Raw genomic sequence first — 18,031 nt, forward strand, 5'->3', positions numbered from 1 at the left:
GGCGCCTCGGTGGTCCTCATCGATGCAGTCGGAGCTACCACGATCGCGGGGGGACAGTTCGCCCTGCAAACGTGCGGGGACGGCTCCCGGTTTCATGGAAATCGCGCTCTCTGGAGGAGTCCCGGAAAGCCGGTGCGTGCCGCAGCGCCGACGAGTCGCCCCTACGAAGGAGCAGCGCGGCGGAAGAGCCCCGGGCGACCCCGGCGCCGGCGGCGCCGGGCGGCGTGCCGCAGCTGCAGGATCCGGGCCGTGCCGATCAGCGCCACGAACAGCGCGCCGGCCAGAGCGCCGAACAGCAGCGCCACCCCGGTGGGCAGCTGGCCCTGCATCCACAGGAACCGGACCGTGACCGCCTCGGAGTTCTGCAGGATGAACACCAGCAGGAAGGCGAGCACGACCGCCGCGACGACGACGGCCACCCAGATCCCCCCGGTGCGCGTGCGCCCGGCCTGGTGCTGCCCGGAAGCGGGGGCGGTCTCACCGGAGTTCCCGGACTCGTCCCGTTTGCTCATGGGGGCATCTTCGCGTTCCCCCTGCCGGCCCCGATCCGGCGCACGGCCGATTCTCACCCGAACGAGCGATGGTGGGTCACACCCCGGCGATCGCGGCCCGCGCCTGCGCGTACTCCGCCCGCACCGCTGCCCCGGCGTCCGGGTCCCGCGGCTGCGCGCTCCGGCCGCGCAGCGGCCACTCCGGGGGCCCGCTTCCGCCACCGGCCACCCACGCCGCCTGCTTCGCCGCGCCGAGCGCGACGTACTCGGCCGGGTCCGGGATCTCCACGCCGACGCCGAACAGGTCGGCCGCGACCGCCTCGACCGCGGCCGACTTGGCCGCACCGCCGATGAGCAGCACGCGGCGCACCTCGACTCCGGTACCGCGCAGCGCGTCCACCCCGTCGGCCAGACCGCAGAGCATCCCCTCGACCGCGGCCCTGGCCAGGTTCTGCGGCGTCATGTTCGTGCGCCGCAGCCCGGCGAGCGTGCCGCTCGCCTCCGGCAGGTCCGGCGTGCGCTCCCCCTCGAGGTACGGCAGCAGCGTCAGCCCACCGGCGCCCGGAGCGGCTTCGAGGGCGAGCTCGTCCAGCCCTGCCAGGTCGGTACCGAGCACCTCCGCGGTCGCGCTGAGCACGCGCGCGGCGTTGAGCGTGCACACCAGCGGCAGGTAGCGCCCCGTGGCGTCGCAGAAACCGGCGACCGTGCCGCTCGGATCGGCGGTCGGACCGTCGGTGACGGCGAACGCGGTGCCCGAGGTGCCCAGGGAGACGACGACATCCCCGGGCTGCGCGCCGAGCCCCAGCGCCCCGGCCATGTTGTCGCCGGTTCCGGGGGCCAGCAGCGCACCGGACACACCGGACAGAGCTGCGGTCCCGCCGGGCTCGGCGGGCCCGAGCACGCGCGGCAGCCGCGGCCGCCGCCCGCCCATCGCGTCGGCGAGCAGGTCGGGCAACCACGTGCCGGTGGTCGGGTCGAAGTAGCCCGTGCCGGAGGCGTCTCCGCGATCGGTGCACGCCTCGGCGCGCGCCCCGGCGAACTGCCAGGTGACCCAGTCGTGCGGGAGCAGCACCTGCTCGACGCGGTCGGCGTTGTCCGGTTCCTGCTCGGCCAGCCACGCCAGCTTGGTCACGGTGAAGCTGGGCACCGGCACCAGACCGGTGCGCCGGGCCCAGGTCTCGGCCCCGTAGCGGGCGGTGAGACCGCGCGCCTGCTCGGCCGAGCGCGTGTCGTTCCACAGCAGGGCGTCGCGCACCGGCCGCCCCGCCGCGTCCACGGCGACCATGCCGTGCTGCTGGCCGGCGACGGACACGGCCGCCACGGGGCGGTCGGGCGCCTCGGCCAGCGCTCGGCGCACCGCGTCCTGCGCGGCGTCCCACCAGGCCTGCGGCGGCGCTTCGGTCCCCTCGGGGTGCGCCGCCTGCCCCTGCGCGGTGATCGCGCCGTTGTCGGCGTCGACCAGCACCGCCTTGGTGGACTGCGTCGAGGAGTCGAGACCGAGCACGTGCACGTGGCATCTTCCTTCCAGCCGGGAAACCGGCAAGATCCTGCCACGGTGCGCACGCGTGCGGTCAACCGGAGCACCGGTGGGCACCGGTCCGCGCACGTCAGCCGCCGTAGGGCAGGACCGGTGCTCCCGGGCCGACGTCGGCGATCCGGAACAGCGCCCCGGCCCGCGGGTACCGCTCCAGGTCGGTGTCCACTCGGGACGTGGTGATGAACAGCTCGTCGTAGTCCGCACCGCCGAAGGCGCACGCCGTCACGCGCGGCGCGGGGACCTCGTAGGTGGCGACGAGCCTGCCCTCGGGCGTGTAGTGGCGCACCGCTCCCCCGCCCCACAGCGCGACCCAGATGTCGCCCTGCGCGTCCACGGCCAGCCCGTCCGGCGCGCCGTCGGCGGGATCGATGCGCACCACGGTGCGGCGCCGCTGCAGCTGGTAGTCGACGTAGTCGAACGCGTCGACGCACTGGGTGGGCGTGTCCACGTAGTAGGCGGTCCCGCCGTCCGGGCTGAAGGCGAACCCGTTCGACACGGTCACCTCGGGGATGGCGATGGTCACCTCCCCCAGCGGGTCGAGGCGGAACAGCGAGCCCTCCTCCGGGGCCTCGGACACCGCCATCGATCCGCAGAACAGGCTCCCGTCGGGCGCGCACCCCCCGTCGTTCATGCGCACCGAGTGATCGGTCCACAGTGGTTCGAACGGGAACAGGTTGCCGAGGTCGTCGTCGGCGAGGGCGAAGCCGCGCTCCAGCGCCAGCACGACCCCGCCGGCCGAGCGCGGCCGCAGCATCGCGGCGACCTCACCGACGTGGGTGCGGCTGACCTCGCCCGTGGTGCGGTCCAGGGTCAGCACGTCGCCGGCGTGCATGTCGACCCACCGCGGCCCCGGCCACGCGGGGTGCCAGACGGGGCCTTCGCCGTGGTGGGCGCAGGCTTCGGTGATGGGCTCGGCGCGCTGGCTCATGCGCCCTCCGTTCACGTCGCTCAGGGGTGCAGCACCATCTTTACCGTATCGCTCCGGCGCTGCCCCAGGGTCTGCAACGCGTGTCCCGCTTCGTCGATGCCGAATTCGGCGGTGATGATCCGCCCCGGGTCGACCGCGCCGGCGGTGAAGGCCCGCACCGCGTGCGTCCACGCTGCGGCCGAGGCGCCGAACACGCTGTGCACCGCGAGCTCGGCGCTGACCAGTTCGGCCGGGGTGGGCGGGTCCGGGTCCGCGGCGGCGAGCCCGGTCAGCGCGACGCGACCGCCGCGCCGGGCCAGGCGGATCGCCTGCCGTGCCGTCCCGGGGGCTCCGGCCGCCTCGAGGACGGCGTCGAAGCAACCGTGCCACTGCTCGGCCTCGGCGGTGCCGACGAGGCGGTCGGCACCGCAGTGCTCGGCCAGCGCGGTTCGATCGCGGTCGGGGTCGACGACGACGAGCTCGCGCGGCCCGGCCGCGGCGAGCAGCTGGGTGGCCAGCAGCCCGAGGCTGCCCGCGCCCACGACGGCGGCCCGCTCGCCGGGGACGGTCGCCAGCCGCAGGCACGCCGCCGCAGCGCAGGCGGTCGGTTCGAGGGCCGCGGCGGCGCGCAGGTCCGCGTGCGCGGGCAACTCGTGCAGCAGCCGGGCGGGCAGGACGAGGTGGTCGGCCCAAGCTCCGGGGCGGGTGAAGCCGGTCTCGTCGTAGTCGGTGGCGCAGAGGTTGTCGGATCCCCTGCGGCATGCCGGGCACGTGCCGCAGTTGCGGATCCCCTGCCCGACGACCGGCTTGCCGACCCAGTCGGGGTCGACGCCGCTTCCGACCTCCTGCACCGTGCCCGACCACTCGTGCCCGGGCACGACGGGGTACCGGACGAGCTCGGCGGGCCGGGTTCCGCGGTAGACCTCCAGGTCCGAGCCGCAGATGCCCGACCACGCCACGCGGACGAGCGCTTCCCCCGCCTCCGGTCGCCGGGGCTCGGCCGGTGCGGTGCGCAGGTGCTCGGGTTCGTCGATGACGACGGCGCGCGCGTCCATGCCGCGTCCTCCGTGGATGGTGGGCGGGTCACTTCCCGGTGCTGGGCACGGCCGCTCCCCCGGCCGGCAGCGGCGATTGCGTGCTGTCCGGGGCGTAGCGGTGCAGCAGGTCCAGCCCGATGCGGGCGCGGCGCACGCGTTCGCGGGACAGCGCCACGGCGGTGCCTTCCAGGTGCGTGCCGCTGGGGTAGATGTTCGGCGCGTTGCGCAGGCCGAACTTGACGTGGACGGGCGCGGCGACGCGGACGATCTCGGCGATCTCGTAGTGGCGCACGAAACCGCCGAGGTCGTCGGGGGATTCGACGTAGACGTCGAGCGGCAGGCTCGTCGCCGCCCGCAGCGCGGCCAGCTGCGGGACGCTCAGGTCGGTGGGCACGTTGTAGGTGTCGGCGCCGAGGTCCTCGACCAGGCGCACCGACGCGGGGTTGGCCAGTCCCATCTGGACGCTGACCTTGAACTGCATGTCGGCGGGCAGATCGCCGGCTTCGCGCATGGCCGCGGCGACGCGGAGCACACCGAGGTCGGTGATGAGCACGCTGCGCACACCGGCCTCGGCGCTGCGCCGGACGTCCTCGAGCACGTGCACCAGCTGCTCGGTGCCGCGCGCCTGGGCCGCGACCGGCCCGCCGCCGGCGGCGGCGCAGAGCCCGCCGGTGTCCCAGCCGGCCAGCGGACGTGCGAACAGGCTGAGCTCGACCCCCCGGGCGGCGGCGGTGGTGCTCATCCGGTCGAGCTCGCCGTCGGTGAGCAGCATGCTCCCGCTGCCCTGGGAGATGCGGTGGACCGCGACCTCGCGCCGGTCGGCCTCGTCGAGCACGGCCGCGAGCACCTCGGGACCTTCGGTGCTGGGGATCTCCACGCGGTACTGCGCCCCGTCCGGGAAGCGCTGCTCGCTGGTCTCGGGGCTGTCAGCGGCCGGATACCCCCGTTGCCGCAGGAACTCGCGAGTCGCACGCACCCTTGCTCCATTCGGTATTTCGAACAACGTCCTGGAAATCGTACGACTGTCCCCGAGGTGTGGTCAACGCGAGCCCGCGCTCCCCGGCTGCGGGATCCGGTGGCGCGGTCCCGGAAACAGCTCAGGCCCGCGGGCGCCGGGGTGCGATCCGGCGCCCGCGGGCCTGCGGGCACGCGCGGGGCGGGGCTCAGCCGGAGGCCGCAGCCACGTGCTCGGGCTCCTCGCGCACCTCCGCCACGTGCACGGGACGCCCCTGCTGCAGGGACAGCTGCGCGGCCTCGGCGACGCGGAGCGCCTCCAGCGCCTCGCGCGGCGCGCACGGATTGACGGCCTCCCCCGCCACGAGCGCGGTGAACGCCTCGAGCTCGACGCGGTAGGCGGGGCCGAAGCGCTCGGCGAACGTGCGGTACGGCCGCCCGGACGGCCAGGCGACGCCCTGCTCGACCGACGGCAGCGGCGCTCGCTCGTCGTGGCCGACGAATCCGGCCCCGCGCGAACCGCACACCTCCATGCGCACGTCGTGCCCGGCTCCGTTGTACCGGCTCGCCGAGACGGTGGCCAGGGTTCCGCTGTCCAGAGCGGCCACCACGGCAGCGGTGTCGACGTCGCCGCCCTCGGCGATGTAGTCCGCGCCGCGGTTCCCTCCCTGGGCGTGCACTGTGGACACCTCGGATCCGGTGATCCACCGCAGCATGTCGAAGTCGTGGATGCCGCAGTCGCGCAGCAGTCCGCCCGAAGCGGGGATGAACTCCGGCGGCGGTGGTTGCTCGTCGGCGGTGACCGCCCGCACGCTGTGGATCCAGCCGAGCTCGCCGGAGCGGACCTGCTCGCGCACCGCCCGGTAACCGGCGTCGAAACGTCGCTGCAAGCCGACCTGCACCGCCAACCCGGCCTGTTCGATGCGCTCCACCAGCGCGCGGGTGGCGGCCAGGTCGGCGGCGATCGGTTTCTCGCACAGCGCCGGGACCCCGTGCCGCAGCGCGAGCTCGAGCATCACCGGGTGCGCATCGGTGGCCGTGGCGATGACGACGCCGTCGACGCCGGCGGAGAACACCTCCTCCGGCGTGTCCGCGGTGCTGGCTCCCAGCTCCGCGGCGAGGCCGCGGGCGCGCTCGGGCGCCGCATCGGCCACGAGCAGTTCGTCGACGCGGGAGGCGGTGCGCAGGTTGTGTCCGTGCATCTGTCCGATTCGGCCGGCGCCGAGCAGTCCGATGCGCATGGAACTCCTCTTCCTCTCAGGCTCGTGCGGGCGGCCGCGGCGCCCGGGCCTCGTCCTCGACCCCGGCCCGCGGCACGAGGCCGTGCGTCCGGCCCCTCGGGGCGCCCGCGGGACCGGCGCGTCCGATCCCGCGGGCCGGGGGTCGTCGCTGGGCCCGGCTCAGCGGAAGCCGGCGCCGCAGCGGCTCAGGTACTGGCGCGTGCGCCGCGCGATCGGCAGCGGCTGCTCCGGCGGGCAGGGGAACATGTCCTGCTCCACGATGGCGAACATGTCCGCGTCGACTCCCGCGGCCGCGTCGAGGACGGAGCCGAGATCGGGTTCGCCCTCCGGCGGCTCGCACATCACGCCCTGGCGCACCGCTTCGGCGAAGGAGGTGTCCGCGCTCCAGACCTCGCGGGCCAGCTCCGGCCGCACCTGCTTGAGGTGCAGGTAGCCCATGCGCTCGGGGTACTTCTGCAGCAGGGCGAGGTTGTCGCCGCCGCAGTAGGAGATGTGGCCGGTGTCCAGGCACAGGCTGACGTGCTCGGGATCGGTGGCCTCCAGGAAGCGCTCCACGTTCTCCTGCGTGTCGACGTGGGTGTCGGCGTGCGGGTGGAACCGCAGGTGGATGCCGTACTCCTCGTGCAGCGCGCGGCCGAGCCGGTCGATGCCGGCGCTGAGGGACTTCCACTGCTCGTCGGTGAGGTGACGGTCCTCGACCCGCTGGCCGGTGTCCTGGTCGCGCCACATCGCGGGAATGACCACGAGGTTGCGCGCGCCCATCGCGGTGGTCAGCGCGGCGACCTGCTGCACGTGCTCCCACGTCTCCGCCCAGACGGCGTCGCCGCGGTGGGTGGCGGTGAAGCACGTGCCCGCCGAGACCGCCAGGCCGCGGCTGTCCAGCTCGTCGGACAGGCGCTGCGGATCGGTGGGCAGGTAGCCGTGGGGACCGAGCTCGATCCAGTGGTACCCGGCCTCGGCGACCTCGTCGAGGAAGCGCCACCACGGGGTCTGGCGCTCGTCCTCCGGCATCCACACGCCCCAGGAGTCGGGCGCGGACCCGACGCGCAGGCGGGTGTCCTGGTGCGGTGCGTCGCTGGACATGGCAGCACTCCTTTTCGAAGATCCCCCGGTTCGGGGACGGACGCGGGCGGTCGTCACTGCGGCGGGCCGGCCCGCCAGAGGCCGGCCGTTGTGACCTCGCTCTCCGGGCGAACGTCCGTCAGTGTTGCCGCGGCGGCACACCACTGTCAATACTTAGTCTTTACATATTTACCTTTAGGGGTCGGGGGCCGCACGAGCAGGGGCCCGGCGGTGAATCGACCGCCGGGCCCCTGCTCGCGGATGCGCGCCTCAGCCGTCGCCGCGCAACGTCAGGTCGAACGAGTACCGCGAGGCGCGGTAGACGTGCGAACCGAACTCCACCACCGCCCCGGTCTGGTCGTGGGTGGTGCGCTTCATCGTCAGCAGCGGCGCGCCTTCGGGCTCGTCGAGCAGTTCGGCGTCCTGGGCGCCGGCCAGCCGCGCGCCGATGTTCTGCTGCGCCACGTGCATGCGCACGCCCGCGGAGCGCAGCAGCTGGTAGAGGCCGTAGCGCTCGAGGTCCGCATCGGCGGGCCGGATGAGCCCCCGCGGGAGGTAGTTCTCCATGCGCGCGATCGGCTCACCGCGCGAGTAGCGCACCCGCTCCAGGTGCAGCACCTGGTCCTGCCTGCCCGCCCCCAGCACCGAGGCGATCTCCGAGGGCGCTCCGATGAGCTCGTTGACGATCACGCGCGTCTCCGGCTCGGCGTCCATGTCGGAGAGGTCGTCGAACAGGCTGCTCAGCTGCAGCGAGCGCGTCACCCGGCTGAAGGCGACCTGCGTGCCCGCTCCGCGCTTGCGCACGACCAGCCCCTTGTCCACGAGCGAACCGATCGCCTGCCGGACGGTCGGCCGGGATAGCCCCAGTCGCGCGGCGAGGTCCACCTCGTTGTCCAGCTTCGCCCCGACGGGGAGCGCTCCCGCGTCGATCGCGCTCTCGATCTGGCTGGCGACCTGGTGGTACAGCGGCACGGGGCTGGAGCTGTCCACCTCGATGTCGCGCGCGGGGTCCCACGGGGCGGCCGCGCCCTCGGGCCGCACGGCTTCGGAGTTGTGCGCGGAGGACTTCACGAACGTACGGTAACAGGAATCCGACGCGCTGCGCATAATGTCTCGACGACGTAATGAGCTGACATGCACACCCCGCGTCCGCTCCCGCCGCGCCCCCGCACCTCGCGCTCCACCCTCGCCGCGTCTCGTCCCGCCCTCGCCGGACTCGACTCAGCGGCCGCCTGACCAGCGAAAGGGAGTTTCCTCGCGAAATGCACGAACTCTCGTTCGAATGAGGCGCTCGACGCGCCGCAGGCGAGCGGTTCCGCATCCACGTCTTGACCGGAGAAACGCACCCCACTATCGTTCGCATAAAGCACATACGTTCACTATGCGTACAGGAGTTGGTCAGGATGGCACGCATCCTGCGGCTCGACGAGGCGGTCGCCGAACTCGTCCACGACGGGGACGCGGTGGCGTTGGAAGGGTTCACGCACCTCATCCCCGTCGCAGCCGGGCACGAGATCATCCGGCAGCGCCGCACGGACCTGACGCTGGCGCGCATGACGCCGGACATCGTCTACGACCAGATGATCGGCGCCGGCTGCGCGCGCAAGCTCGTGTTCTCCTGGGGCGGCAACCCGGGCGTCGGTTCGCTGCACCGGTTCCGCGAGGCGGTGCAGCAGCAGTGGCCCCGCCCGCTGGAGATCGAGGAGCACAGCCACGCCGGGATGGCCAACCGCTACCAGGCGGGGGCCTCGGGGCTGCCGTTCGCGGTGCTGCGCGGCTACATCGGCACCGACCTGCCCGAGCACACCTCCAACATCAGCACCGTGGAGTGCCCGTTCACCGGGCAGCGGCTCGCCGCGGTCCCGGCGATCAACCCGGACGTCGGCATCGTGCACGCCCAGCAGGCCGACCGGCACGGCAACGTGCAGATGTGGGGCATCACCGGCGTGCAGAAGGAGACCGTGCTCGCCTCGGCCCGCTCGCTGGTCACCGTCGAGGAGGTCGTCGACGAGCTCACCCCGCGCCCGGACGCGCTCGTGCTGCCCAAGTGGGTCGTCTCGGCCGTGGCGGAGGTCCCCGGCGGTGCCCACCCCTCCTACGCTCAGGGGTACTACGAGCGGGACAACGACTACTACCAGCACTGGGATCCGATCGGCCGGGACCGGGAAGCGTTCCAGCACTGGCTCGACACGGAGATCTTCGCAGCGAGCGCGGAAGGGAGCCCGCGTTGACCGCCACCGCATCCAGCACCGCCACCACCGAGCGGTTCAGCGCCGACGAGATGATGACCGTCGCGGCGTCGCGCAGCCTGCGCGACGGCACCGCCTGCTTCGTCGGCATCGGCCTGCCCAGCACCGCGGCCAACCTCGCCCGGCGCACCCACGCGCCCGACCTGGTGCTCATCTACGAGTCCGGCACGATCGGCACCAAACCGGACCGGCTGCCGCTGTCCATCGGCGACGGCGTGCTGGCCGACACGGCCGACTCGGTGGTCAGCGTGCCGGAGATCTTCAACTACTGGCTGCAGCCCGGCCGGGTGAACACCGGTTTCCTCGGCGGCGCGCAGGTCGACCGCTACGGCAACATCAACAGCACCGTCATCGGCGGCGACTACGACGACCCGAAGGTCCGCCTGCCCGGCGCCGGCGGTGCCCCGGAGATCGCCGCGTCCTGCCAGGAGGTGCTCATCGTCATGCGCATGAGCCCGCGCACCTTCGTCGAGCAGGTCGACTTCCGCACCTCGGTCGGCTACGGCTCCGGCCCCGGCGATCGGGAGAGGTTCGGCATGCGCGGCCGCGGACCGGCGAAGGTCATCACCGACCTCGGCGTGCTCGAACCGGACCCGGACACCGCCGAGCTCGTGCTGACCCGGCTCAGCCCTGGAGCCACCGCCGAGCAGGCCCGCGAAGCCGCCGGCTGGGACCTCCGCGTCGCCGACGAGCTGGGCGTGCAAGACGAACCCACCGACACCGAGCTCGGTGTCCTGCGCGAACTCAAAGCCACGTTGAGCAGTGGAGGATCCCGGTGAGCGAGGTCTACGTACTCGACGCGCTGCGCACCCCCTTCGGCCGCTACGGCAAGGGCCTGGCCGGGGTCCGCCCGGACGACCTGGGCGCGCACGTGCTGCGCGCGCTGCTGCAGCGCAGCCCCGGACTGGACCCGGCGGCGATCGACGACGTCCAGTTCGGCGACGCCAACGGTGCCGGCGAGGACAACCGCAACGTCGCGCGCATGGCCGCCCTGCTGGCCGGTCTGCCCACGAGCGTGCCCGGGGCGACCACCAACCGCCTGTGCGGCTCCGGCATGGAGGCGGCCATCAACGCCAGTCGCACCGTCCAGGTCGGCGACGCCGAGCTCGCCGTCGCCGGCGGCGTGGAATCGATGAGCCGCGCGCCGTGGGTGCTGCCCAAACCGGAGTCCGGCTACCCCCGCGGGCACGAGACCTTGCATTCGACCACGCTCGGCTGGCGCATGGTCAACCCGGACATGCCGGAGCAGTGGACGATCTCGCTCGGCTCCAGCGCCGAGCTGCTCGCCGACCGCTACGGCATCAGCCGCCAGCGGCAGGACGAGTTCGCCGCGCGCAGCCACCAGCTGGCCGCCCGCGCCTGGGACGAGGGCCTGTTCGACGACGAGGTCGTACCGGTTCCGGGCACCGAGCTCACCCGCGACGAGGGCGTCCGGCCGGACAGCACGGCGGAGAAGCTCGGCGGGCTCAAACCGGTCTTCCGCGCCGACGGCACGATCACCGCGGGCAACTCCTCCCCGCTCAACGACGGTGCCGCCGCGCTGCTGCTCGGCGGGCAGCGGGCCGCCGAGCAGCTCGGCACCCGGCCGCTGGCCCGCGTGGTCAGCCGCGGTGCCGCCGCGGTCGACCCCGACGTGTTCGGCATCGGGCCGGTGCGGGCGGCCGAGACCGCGCTGGAGCGCGCCGGCATCGGCTGGGACGAGCTGACCGCCGTGGAGCTCAACGAGGCGTTCGCCTCCCAGTCGCTGGCGTGCCTGGCCGACTGGCCGAAGCTGGACCCGGAGATCGTCAACCAGCAGGGCGGGGCCATCGCGATCGGCCACCCGCTCGGCGCCTCCGGCGCGCGCGTGCTGGGCACCCTGGCCCACCAGCTGCGCCGTGCCGGCGGCGGCTGGGGGCTGGCCGCGATCTGCATCGGTGTCGGCCAGGGGCTCGCCGTCGTGCTGCACGCGGAGCAACCGGGCCATCCGAGGGAGGACTCATGACCGTCGACGACACCCGCTCCGCGGCGGGGTTGATCCTGCCGTCCTACGCCTCCGACGAGGACTCGCACCCGGCGCTGGACACACCGGAGTACCGCTCCTCGGCGCTGCGGCACCCGAAGCAGCCGCTGCAGGTGCTGCCGCAGCACCTCACCGAGGTGACGGGGCCGCTGCTGGGGCACGACCGCGTCGGGGACCTCGACCACGACCTGACGGCGCAGCACGAGGCCGAGCCGCTCGGCGAGCGCATCGTCGTCAGCGGCCGGGTGCTGGACTCGGACGGCAAACCCGTCCCGAACACCCTGGTCGAGATCTGGCAGGCCAACGCGGCGGGGCGGTACCTGCACGCCGGGGACCGCCACCCCGCCCCGCTGGACCCGAACTTCTCGGGAACCGGCCGGTGCATGACCGACGAGCAGGGCAACTACCGGTTCGTCACGATCAAGCCGGGCGCCTACCCGTGGCGCAACCACGACAACGCCTGGCGGCCGGCGCACATCCACTTCTCCTTGTTCGGCCGCGCCTTCACGCAGCGGTTGATCACGCAGATGTACTTCCCGGGGGATCCGCTGTTCTCCCAGGACCCGATCTTCAACTCGGTGCGCGACCCCGCGGCCCGCGAGCGGATGATCTCCCGCTTCGACCTGGACACCACCGTTCCCGAGTGGGCGCTGAGCTACAAGTTCGACATCGTCCTGCGCGGTTCCGCGGCCACACCGTTCGAGGACGACGAGGAGGACGACGACTGATGCGCTCGCAGCCGGCGACGACACCGTCGCAGACGGTCGGTCCGTTCTACGCGCTGCCCGGCGGGATCCTGTGGGACGACGGGCCGGAGGTGGTCCCCGAGGGCACGGCCGGTGCGTTCGTGCTGCGCGGACGCGTCCTCGACGGCAACGGGGACCCGGTGCCCGACGCCGTGGTGGAGACGTGGCAGGCCGACCCCCTGGGGCGCTTCGACCACGAGAACGACCCGCGCGGCGAGTCCTCGCACTGGCAGGGCTTCGGCCGCTGCCCCACCGACCCCGAGGGGCGGTTCTGGGTGCGCACGGTCAAACCGGGCCCGCTGCCCACCCCGGAGGGGGGCACCGAGGCGCCGCACCTGGCGGTGACGGTCCTCGCCCGCGGCATGCTCGCCCGCCTGGTCACCCGGGTGTACTTCCCCGACGAGGAGGGGGCCAACGCCGCCGACCCGGTGCTCGCGGCGGTTCCGCGGCAACGGCGGCGCACGCTCGTCGCCGAGGCCGACGGCGCGGACTACCGGTTCGACGTGCGCCTGCAGGGCGGTGACGAGACCGTGTTCTTCCGCGTGTAGCACCACCCGCACCCGAGTTCCGCACGAGACGGGGGAATCCGCTGTGGACAGCCTGTTCGGAGCGATGTTCAGCACACCGCGGGCCACCGAGCAGACCGGGGCGCGGGCGTGGCTCGCGGCGATGCTGGAGTTCGAGAGCGCCCTGGCGGGCGCGGAGGCCGACGCCGGTCTCGTCCCCGCCGATGCCGCCGCCGAGATCGACCGGTGCTGCCGGGTCGACGCGTTCGACCCGGAGTCGATCGCCGAACGCGCGGTCTCCTCGGCGACCCCGGTGATCGCGCTGGTGCGCGACCTGACCGAGCAGGTCGACACCTCGACCGCCCGGCACGTGCACAAGGGCGCGACGAGCCAGGACGTGGTCGACACGGCGGCGATGCTCGTCGCCGCCCGCACGACCGACCTCGTCCTGGCGGACCTGCGCGGGGCCGCGGCGGCCTGCGCGCAGCTGGCCGAGCGGCACCGCGACACGCCGATGGTCGGGCGGTCCCTGCTGCAGCAAGCCCTGCCGACCACGTTCGGCGCCCGCTGCGCCACGTGGCTGACCTCCCTGGAGGAGGCCGCCGCGGCACTGCGGCGGGTGCGCCGGGAGCGGCTGGCGGTGCAGCTCGGCGGTGCCGCCGGCACCCTGGCCTCGCTCGACGGGCAGGGGCCGGCGGTCGTGGCCGGGCTCGCCGAGCGCCTCGGCCTCACCGCTCCGGCCGTGCCCTGGCACACCGATCGCACCCGCATCGCCGAGCTCGCCGGCGCGCTGGGCACGGTCACCGGGGTGTGCGGCAAGATCGCCCGCGACGTCTCGCTGCACGCGCAGACCGAGGTCGGCGAGCTCACCGAGGGGCGCTCCGGCGGTTCCTCGGCGATGCCGCACAAGCAGAACCCGGTCGGGTCCGTGCTCGTCGGCGCGATCGCGCGGCGCGTTCCCGACCTCGTGTCCACTGTGCTCGGGGCGATGCCGCAGGAGTACGAGCGGGCCGCGGGCGCGTGGCAGGCCGAGTGGGAGCCGGTGACGCAGCTGCTGCGGCTGACCGCGGCGGCCGCGGCGCACACCCGCGCCGTGCTCGCCGAGCTGCGGGTGCACCCGCAGCGGATGGCCGCGAACCTCGGGGCCACCGGCGGTGCGATCATGGCCGAGGCCGCCGCGGCGGCCCTGTCCGAGCACCTGGACCGCACCGAGGCCCACGAGCTCGTCGGCGAGGCCTCCCGGCGTGCCGCCGAGCACGGCGGCACGCTGGCCGCGCAGCTGCGCGCCGACGAGCGGGTGCGGGCGGTGCTGTCCGAGTCCGCCATCGACGCGGCCACCGATCCGGCCGGGCACCTCGGCCACGCCCCGGAATTCGTCGACACCGCGCTGCACCGGCACGCGCATCTGGAGGAGCAGTGACTGTCCACTACGAACTCGCCGGGCCGGAGGACGCCCCGGTCGTCGTGCTGTCCAACTCGATCGGCACGGACCTGCGCCTGTGGGACGAGCAGGTGCCGGCGCTGGCCGAGCGGTTCCGCGTGGTCCGCTACGACCAGCGGGGCCACGGACGCACCCCCGCGAGCACTCCCGGCCCCTACTCGCTGGCCGACCTGGGCGGGGACGTGCTGTCCCTGCTCGACGAGCTCGGCGTCCACCGCGCCCACTTCGCCGGTGTCTCGCTCGGCGGCATGACGGGCATGTGGTTGGCCGAGAGCGCACCGGAGCGCATCGACCGGTTGGCGCTGCTGTGCACCGCGGCGGAGATGCCTCCGCAGTCCTGGCACGACCGGGCCGCGCTGGTGCGCGAGAAGACCACCGAAGCGCTCGTCGAGCCCTCGCTGCCCAAGTGGTTCACTCCCGCCGCGGCCGCGGACCCGCAGGTGCGCGAACGGTTCGCCGAGCAGCTGCGCGGCGCCGACGACGAGGGTTACGCCGGCTGCTGCGAGGCGATCGCGACGATGGACATCCGCGAGCACCTCGGCGCGATCACCGCGCCGACCCTGGTGATCGCCGGCGCCGAGGACCCGGCCACCCCGCCGGCGCGCTCCGCGGAGATCGCCGCGGCGATCGGCGGATCCCGCCTCGAGGTCATCGACTCGGGCGCGCACCTGGCCAACGCGGAACAGCCCGCGGCGGTCAACCGCCTGCTGCTGGAGCACTTCTCCGCGCAGCCCTGACCGCGCAGTCCCCCGGCCGGGCAGCTTCCCGGCCGGACAGCTCCCCGGAAGGATTCCCGTGTCCGACGAACACTCCCCCGACCACTCGGCCGCCGACCGCGGCGACACCGCGCGCCGCGCCGACGGGATGCGGGTGCGCCGCTCCGTGCTCGGCGACGCCCACGTGGACCGCGCGATCGAGCGCACGACCGAGTTCACCGCCGCGTTCCAGGACTTCATCACCCGCTACGCCTGGGGCGAGGTGTGGCACTCCGACGCGGTGGAGCAGCGCACCCGCAGCATGCTCACGCTCGCGCTGCTGGCGGGGCTGGGCAACGAGGACGAGTTCGCCATGCACGTGCGCGCCGCGCGGCGCATCGGCGTCACGGCCGAGGAGATCCGCGAGGTGCTCATGCACGTCGCGATCTACGCGGGCGTGCCCCGCGCCAACAGCGCCTTCGGCACAGCCAATACCATTCTCGACGAGACCGGGTGAGCCTCCGCCGCGCGCCCGGATCCGTCCACCCGCCCGAGTCGTGCCGAGGAGACGTGATGGAGCCCGAAACCGAGCCCGGCGGCGGCTACGTGCAGTCGCTGGCCCGCGGACTCCTGGTGATCCGGGCGTTCGACGAGAACCACCCGGAGATGACGCTGGCGGAGGTGGCCCGGGAGACCGGGCTGTCCCGCGCGGCCGCCCGGCGGTTCCTGCACACGCTCGTCCAGCTGGGCTACGTCTGGACCGACGGGCGCGCGTTCGCGCTCACCCCGCGCGTGCTGGAGCTGGGCTTCGCCTACCTGTCCAGCCGCTCGCTGCCGGAGATCGCCCAGCCGCACCTGGAGCGGCTGGTCTCGGCCGTGCAGGAGTCGGCCTCGGTGTCGGTGCTGGACGACACCGACATCGTCTACGTGGCGCGCGTGCCCACCTCCCGGATCATGACGGTGTCGATCAACATCGGCACCCGCTTCCCCGCGTTCGCCACGTCGATGGGGCGGGTGCTGCTGGCGCACCTGCCGGAGCACGAGTTCGAGGCCTACCTCGACCGCGTCGAGCTCACCCGGCTGAGCTCGCATACGATCACCGCGGCCGAACAGCTGCGCGAGGAGCTGCGGCAGGTGCGGCAGCAGGGCTGGGCGCTGGTCGACCAGGAGCTGGAGCAGGGGCTGCGCTCGGTGGCCGCACCGATCCGCGATCGCGCGGGCCGGGTCGTGGCGGCGGTGAACATCTCCTCGCACGCCAGCCGCACCAGCCGGCAGGACGCGCAGCAGCGGCTGCTGCCGTCGCTGCTGGAGACCGCGGGCCGGATCGAGGCGGACCTGCGGGCCGCGCCGAGCGCCCAGGCCGCGCAGTCCGCTCCGGACGCTCCCCCGCCCGGCGGTGCCGACGCGTCGTGACCGCCGCGCCGAGCGGGCGTCACCGCACGAGGTCGGTGCTGGTGGGCAGCTGCCGGTAGAACCAGCGGATGTGGGACTCGACGCGCTGCTGGGCGAGCTCGCCGTCATCGGCGCGCACCGCGTCGACGAGGCCGTGGTGGTCGGCGCACAGCTGCACGCGCACGCGGTCCCAGTCGTCGCCGAGGCGGTGGAACGCCGCGCGCAGCGGCTGCCGCAGCGATTCCCGGACGGCGCTGGTCATCTCGGCGACGAGCCGGTTGCCGCCGGCCTCGGCGAGCGCGACGTGGAACTCGGTGTCGAGCTCGTTGAACCGGTCGCGGCCGACGGCGGGGTCGTCCATGGCGCCGGCGATCCGCTCGAGCGCGTCCGCGTGGGACGCGGTGGCGTGTTCGGCGGCGAGCCGGGCGCTGTGCCGTTCGAGCATCACGCGCGCTTCGACCACGTCGGCCGGGGGGAAGTTCGCCAGGGCCACGTGCAGCCGCAGGAACCGCTGCAGCGCGTGCCGGGGCAGGGCGGCGACGGTCGTGCCGGAGTCGGGGCCGGTGCCCACGGCCATGCGCAGCACGCCCTGGGCCTGCAGCGCCCGGTAGGCCTCGCGCACGGCCGCGCGGCTGACGCCGAGCATGCCGGCGAGCTCGCGTTCCGGCGGCAGGCGGTCGCCGACGCGCAGTTCGCCGGCGAGGATGCGCTCCTCGATGCGCTCGACGACGAGTTCGTAGGTGGCCGCGCGCGTGACCGGTCGCCACGCGGCCTCGCCCGCGGCGCCGTCCGCGTCCGTCCCGGCCGCCGGGTCCGTTCCGGGCACTGGCTCCCCTCCCCTTCTTCGCGGTCCAGCCTTCAGAGTACGGTGCGCCTGTGGTCTGACCAAACTCTGGTCAGCAGCGGCAAGCATGTGCGGAAACAGGCGCGTGCGGTGCACCGCGGGCAGGATGCGGCGTGCCGCGGGCGTTGCGTGCGCGCGGCCCCGCCCGGCGGGGCGCGGCAGTGAGGAGGTGGGCGCATGGCCGGGACACCCCCGCGGGTGGCCCTGTTCGCGACATGCCTGGGCGACACGATGTTCCCGGAGGCGCCGAAGGCGACGGTGCGGCTGCTGGAGCGGCTCGGCTGCCGGGTGGAGTTCCCGCTGGCCCAGACGTGCTGCGGCCAGATGCACACCAACACCGGCTACCGCGCCCGCGCGCGCTCCTCGGTGCGCACGTTCGTCGACGCCTTCGCCGGTTACGAGGCCGTCGTCGCCCCCTCCGGGTCGTGCGTGGCCTCGGTGCGGCACCAGCACGCCATGGTCGCCGCCGACGACCCGGCGCTGGCGCAGGAGGTCGAGCAGCTGATCCCGCGCGTGCACGAGCTGTCCGAGTTCCTCGTGTCGGTGCTCGGGGTCACCGACGTCGGCGCGTACTTCCCGCACCGCGTGACCTACCACCCCACGTGCCACTCGCTGCGGCTGCTGCGCGTCGGCGACCGGCCCGCCCGGCTGCTGCGCGCGGTGCGCTCGCTGGACCTGGTGGAGCTGCCGGACTGGGACCAGTGCTGCGGGTTCGGCGGCACGTTCGCGTTGAAGAACCCGGACGTGTCGGTGGCGATGGGCACCGACAAGGCCCGGCACGTGCAGGACACCGGCGCCGAGGTGCTCTGCGCCGGCGACGCCTCGTGCCTGATGCACATCGGCGGGCTGCTGAACCGGCAGCGCTCCGGTGTGCGGGTGCTGCACCTGGCGGAAGTCCTCGCGAGCACGGAGGGAGACAGCCGTTGA

Annotated in this window: 19 protein-coding genes; 10 read left to right on the forward strand and 9 right to left on the reverse strand. The window is 73.9% G+C overall.

From position 1 onward, the window contains the following. Window positions 1-161: 161 nt before the first annotated feature. From ACVGV0_RS12415 to ACVGV0_RS12450, 8 genes are all read right to left on the reverse strand, one after another. Complete coding sequence (locus ACVGV0_RS12415) at window positions 162-512, reverse strand: LapA family protein (protein WP_459155823.1); 351 nt, start codon at window positions 510-512, stop codon at window positions 162-164. A gap of 76 nt (window positions 513-588) precedes the next feature. Beyond that, window positions 589-2,001: a xylulokinase gene (gene xylB, locus ACVGV0_RS12420; RefSeq protein WP_459155824.1), complete on the reverse strand. Its 1,413-nt coding sequence runs from the start codon at window positions 1,999-2,001 to the stop codon at window positions 589-591. A 97-nt stretch (window positions 2,002-2,098) separates the two neighbouring features. Beyond that, the gene (locus ACVGV0_RS12425) at window positions 2,099-2,956 is read right to left on the reverse strand and encodes an SMP-30/gluconolactonase/LRE family protein (protein ID WP_459155825.1); all 858 of its coding nucleotides are present in this window, start codon (window positions 2,954-2,956) and stop codon (window positions 2,099-2,101) included. A 20-nt stretch (window positions 2,957-2,976) separates the two neighbouring features. Next, a complete protein-coding gene (locus ACVGV0_RS12430) occupies window positions 2,977-3,990 on the reverse strand; it encodes a zinc-dependent alcohol dehydrogenase (protein WP_459155826.1) in 1,014 nt (337 codons plus the stop codon). Window positions 3,991-4,018: 28 nt separating this feature from the next. Next, the gene (locus ACVGV0_RS12435) at window positions 4,019-4,948 is read right to left on the reverse strand and encodes a U32 family peptidase (RefSeq protein WP_459155827.1); all 930 of its coding nucleotides are present in this window, start codon (window positions 4,946-4,948) and stop codon (window positions 4,019-4,021) included. 187 nt (window positions 4,949-5,135) lie between these two features. Further along, window positions 5,136-6,167, reverse strand: a complete 1,032-nt coding sequence (locus ACVGV0_RS12440; protein WP_459155828.1) for a Gfo/Idh/MocA family protein — start codon at window positions 6,165-6,167, stop codon at window positions 5,136-5,138. Between the two features lie 159 nt (window positions 6,168-6,326). Continuing rightward, window positions 6,327-7,250 carry a sugar phosphate isomerase/epimerase family protein gene (locus ACVGV0_RS12445; protein WP_459155829.1) on the reverse strand — a complete coding sequence of 308 codons (924 nt, stop codon included), beginning with the start codon at window positions 7,248-7,250 and terminating at the stop codon, window positions 6,327-6,329. 249 nt (window positions 7,251-7,499) lie between these two features. Then, window positions 7,500-8,300 carry a GntR family transcriptional regulator gene (locus tag ACVGV0_RS12450; RefSeq protein WP_459155830.1) on the reverse strand — a complete coding sequence of 267 codons (801 nt, stop codon included), beginning with the start codon at window positions 8,298-8,300 and terminating at the stop codon, window positions 7,500-7,502. A 332-nt stretch (window positions 8,301-8,632) separates the two neighbouring features. Here ACVGV0_RS12450 and ACVGV0_RS12455 point away from each other — a divergent pair, with 332 nt between their 5' ends. From ACVGV0_RS12455 to ACVGV0_RS12495, 9 genes are read left to right on the forward strand one after another with little or no spacing between them, the layout of a single operon-like run. After that, complete coding sequence (locus tag ACVGV0_RS12455; protein WP_459155831.1) at window positions 8,633-9,460, forward strand: CoA transferase subunit A; 828 nt, start codon at window positions 8,633-8,635, stop codon at window positions 9,458-9,460. A gap of 50 nt (window positions 9,461-9,510) precedes the next feature. Continuing rightward, on the forward strand, window positions 9,511-10,257 hold the full coding sequence (locus ACVGV0_RS12460) for a CoA-transferase subunit beta (protein ID WP_459160001.1): 747 nt from the start codon (window positions 9,511-9,513) through the stop codon (window positions 10,255-10,257). After that, window positions 10,254-11,462 carry a thiolase family protein gene (locus ACVGV0_RS12465; RefSeq protein ID WP_459155832.1) on the forward strand — a complete coding sequence of 403 codons (1,209 nt, stop codon included), beginning with the start codon at window positions 10,254-10,256 and terminating at the stop codon, window positions 11,460-11,462. The genes ACVGV0_RS12460 and ACVGV0_RS12465 overlap by 4 nt, the downstream gene beginning before the upstream one ends. Continuing rightward, window positions 11,459-12,208: a protocatechuate 3,4-dioxygenase subunit beta gene (gene pcaH / locus ACVGV0_RS12470; protein ID WP_459155833.1), complete on the forward strand. Its 750-nt coding sequence runs from the start codon at window positions 11,459-11,461 to the stop codon at window positions 12,206-12,208. Before ACVGV0_RS12465 ends, pcaH begins: the two co-directional genes overlap by 4 nt. Continuing rightward, a complete protein-coding gene (gene pcaG, locus ACVGV0_RS12475; protein ID WP_459155834.1) occupies window positions 12,208-12,774 on the forward strand; it encodes a protocatechuate 3,4-dioxygenase subunit alpha in 567 nt (188 codons plus the stop codon). Before pcaH ends, pcaG begins: the two co-directional genes overlap by 1 nt. A gap of 43 nt (window positions 12,775-12,817) precedes the next feature. Then, window positions 12,818-14,152: a 3-carboxy-cis,cis-muconate cycloisomerase gene (gene pcaB / locus ACVGV0_RS12480; RefSeq protein ID WP_459155835.1), complete on the forward strand. Its 1,335-nt coding sequence runs from the start codon at window positions 12,818-12,820 to the stop codon at window positions 14,150-14,152. Then, window positions 14,149-14,910, forward strand: a complete 762-nt coding sequence (gene pcaD / locus ACVGV0_RS12485) for a 3-oxoadipate enol-lactonase (protein WP_459155836.1) — start codon at window positions 14,149-14,151, stop codon at window positions 14,908-14,910. Before pcaB ends, pcaD begins: the two co-directional genes overlap by 4 nt. A 58-nt stretch (window positions 14,911-14,968) precedes the next feature. Then, complete coding sequence (gene pcaC / locus ACVGV0_RS12490) at window positions 14,969-15,385, forward strand: 4-carboxymuconolactone decarboxylase (protein ID WP_459155837.1); 417 nt, start codon at window positions 14,969-14,971, stop codon at window positions 15,383-15,385. 56 nt (window positions 15,386-15,441) lie between these two features. After that, a complete protein-coding gene (locus tag ACVGV0_RS12495) occupies window positions 15,442-16,281 on the forward strand; it encodes an IclR family transcriptional regulator (RefSeq protein WP_459155838.1) in 840 nt (279 codons plus the stop codon). A gap of 19 nt (window positions 16,282-16,300) precedes the next feature. On the opposite strand, the gene ACVGV0_RS12500 is transcribed toward ACVGV0_RS12495, so the two are convergent. Beyond that, a complete protein-coding gene (locus tag ACVGV0_RS12500) occupies window positions 16,301-17,086 on the reverse strand; it encodes a FadR/GntR family transcriptional regulator (protein WP_459155839.1) in 786 nt (261 codons plus the stop codon). Window positions 17,087-17,281: 195 nt separating this feature from the next. On the opposite strand from ACVGV0_RS12500, the gene ACVGV0_RS12505 reads away from it, so the two are divergent. Next, window positions 17,282-18,031, forward strand: a complete 750-nt coding sequence (locus tag ACVGV0_RS12505) for a (Fe-S)-binding protein (RefSeq protein WP_459155840.1) — start codon at window positions 17,282-17,284, stop codon at window positions 18,029-18,031.

The sequence above is a fragment of the Salinifilum ghardaiensis genome (genome assembly GCF_054491345.1).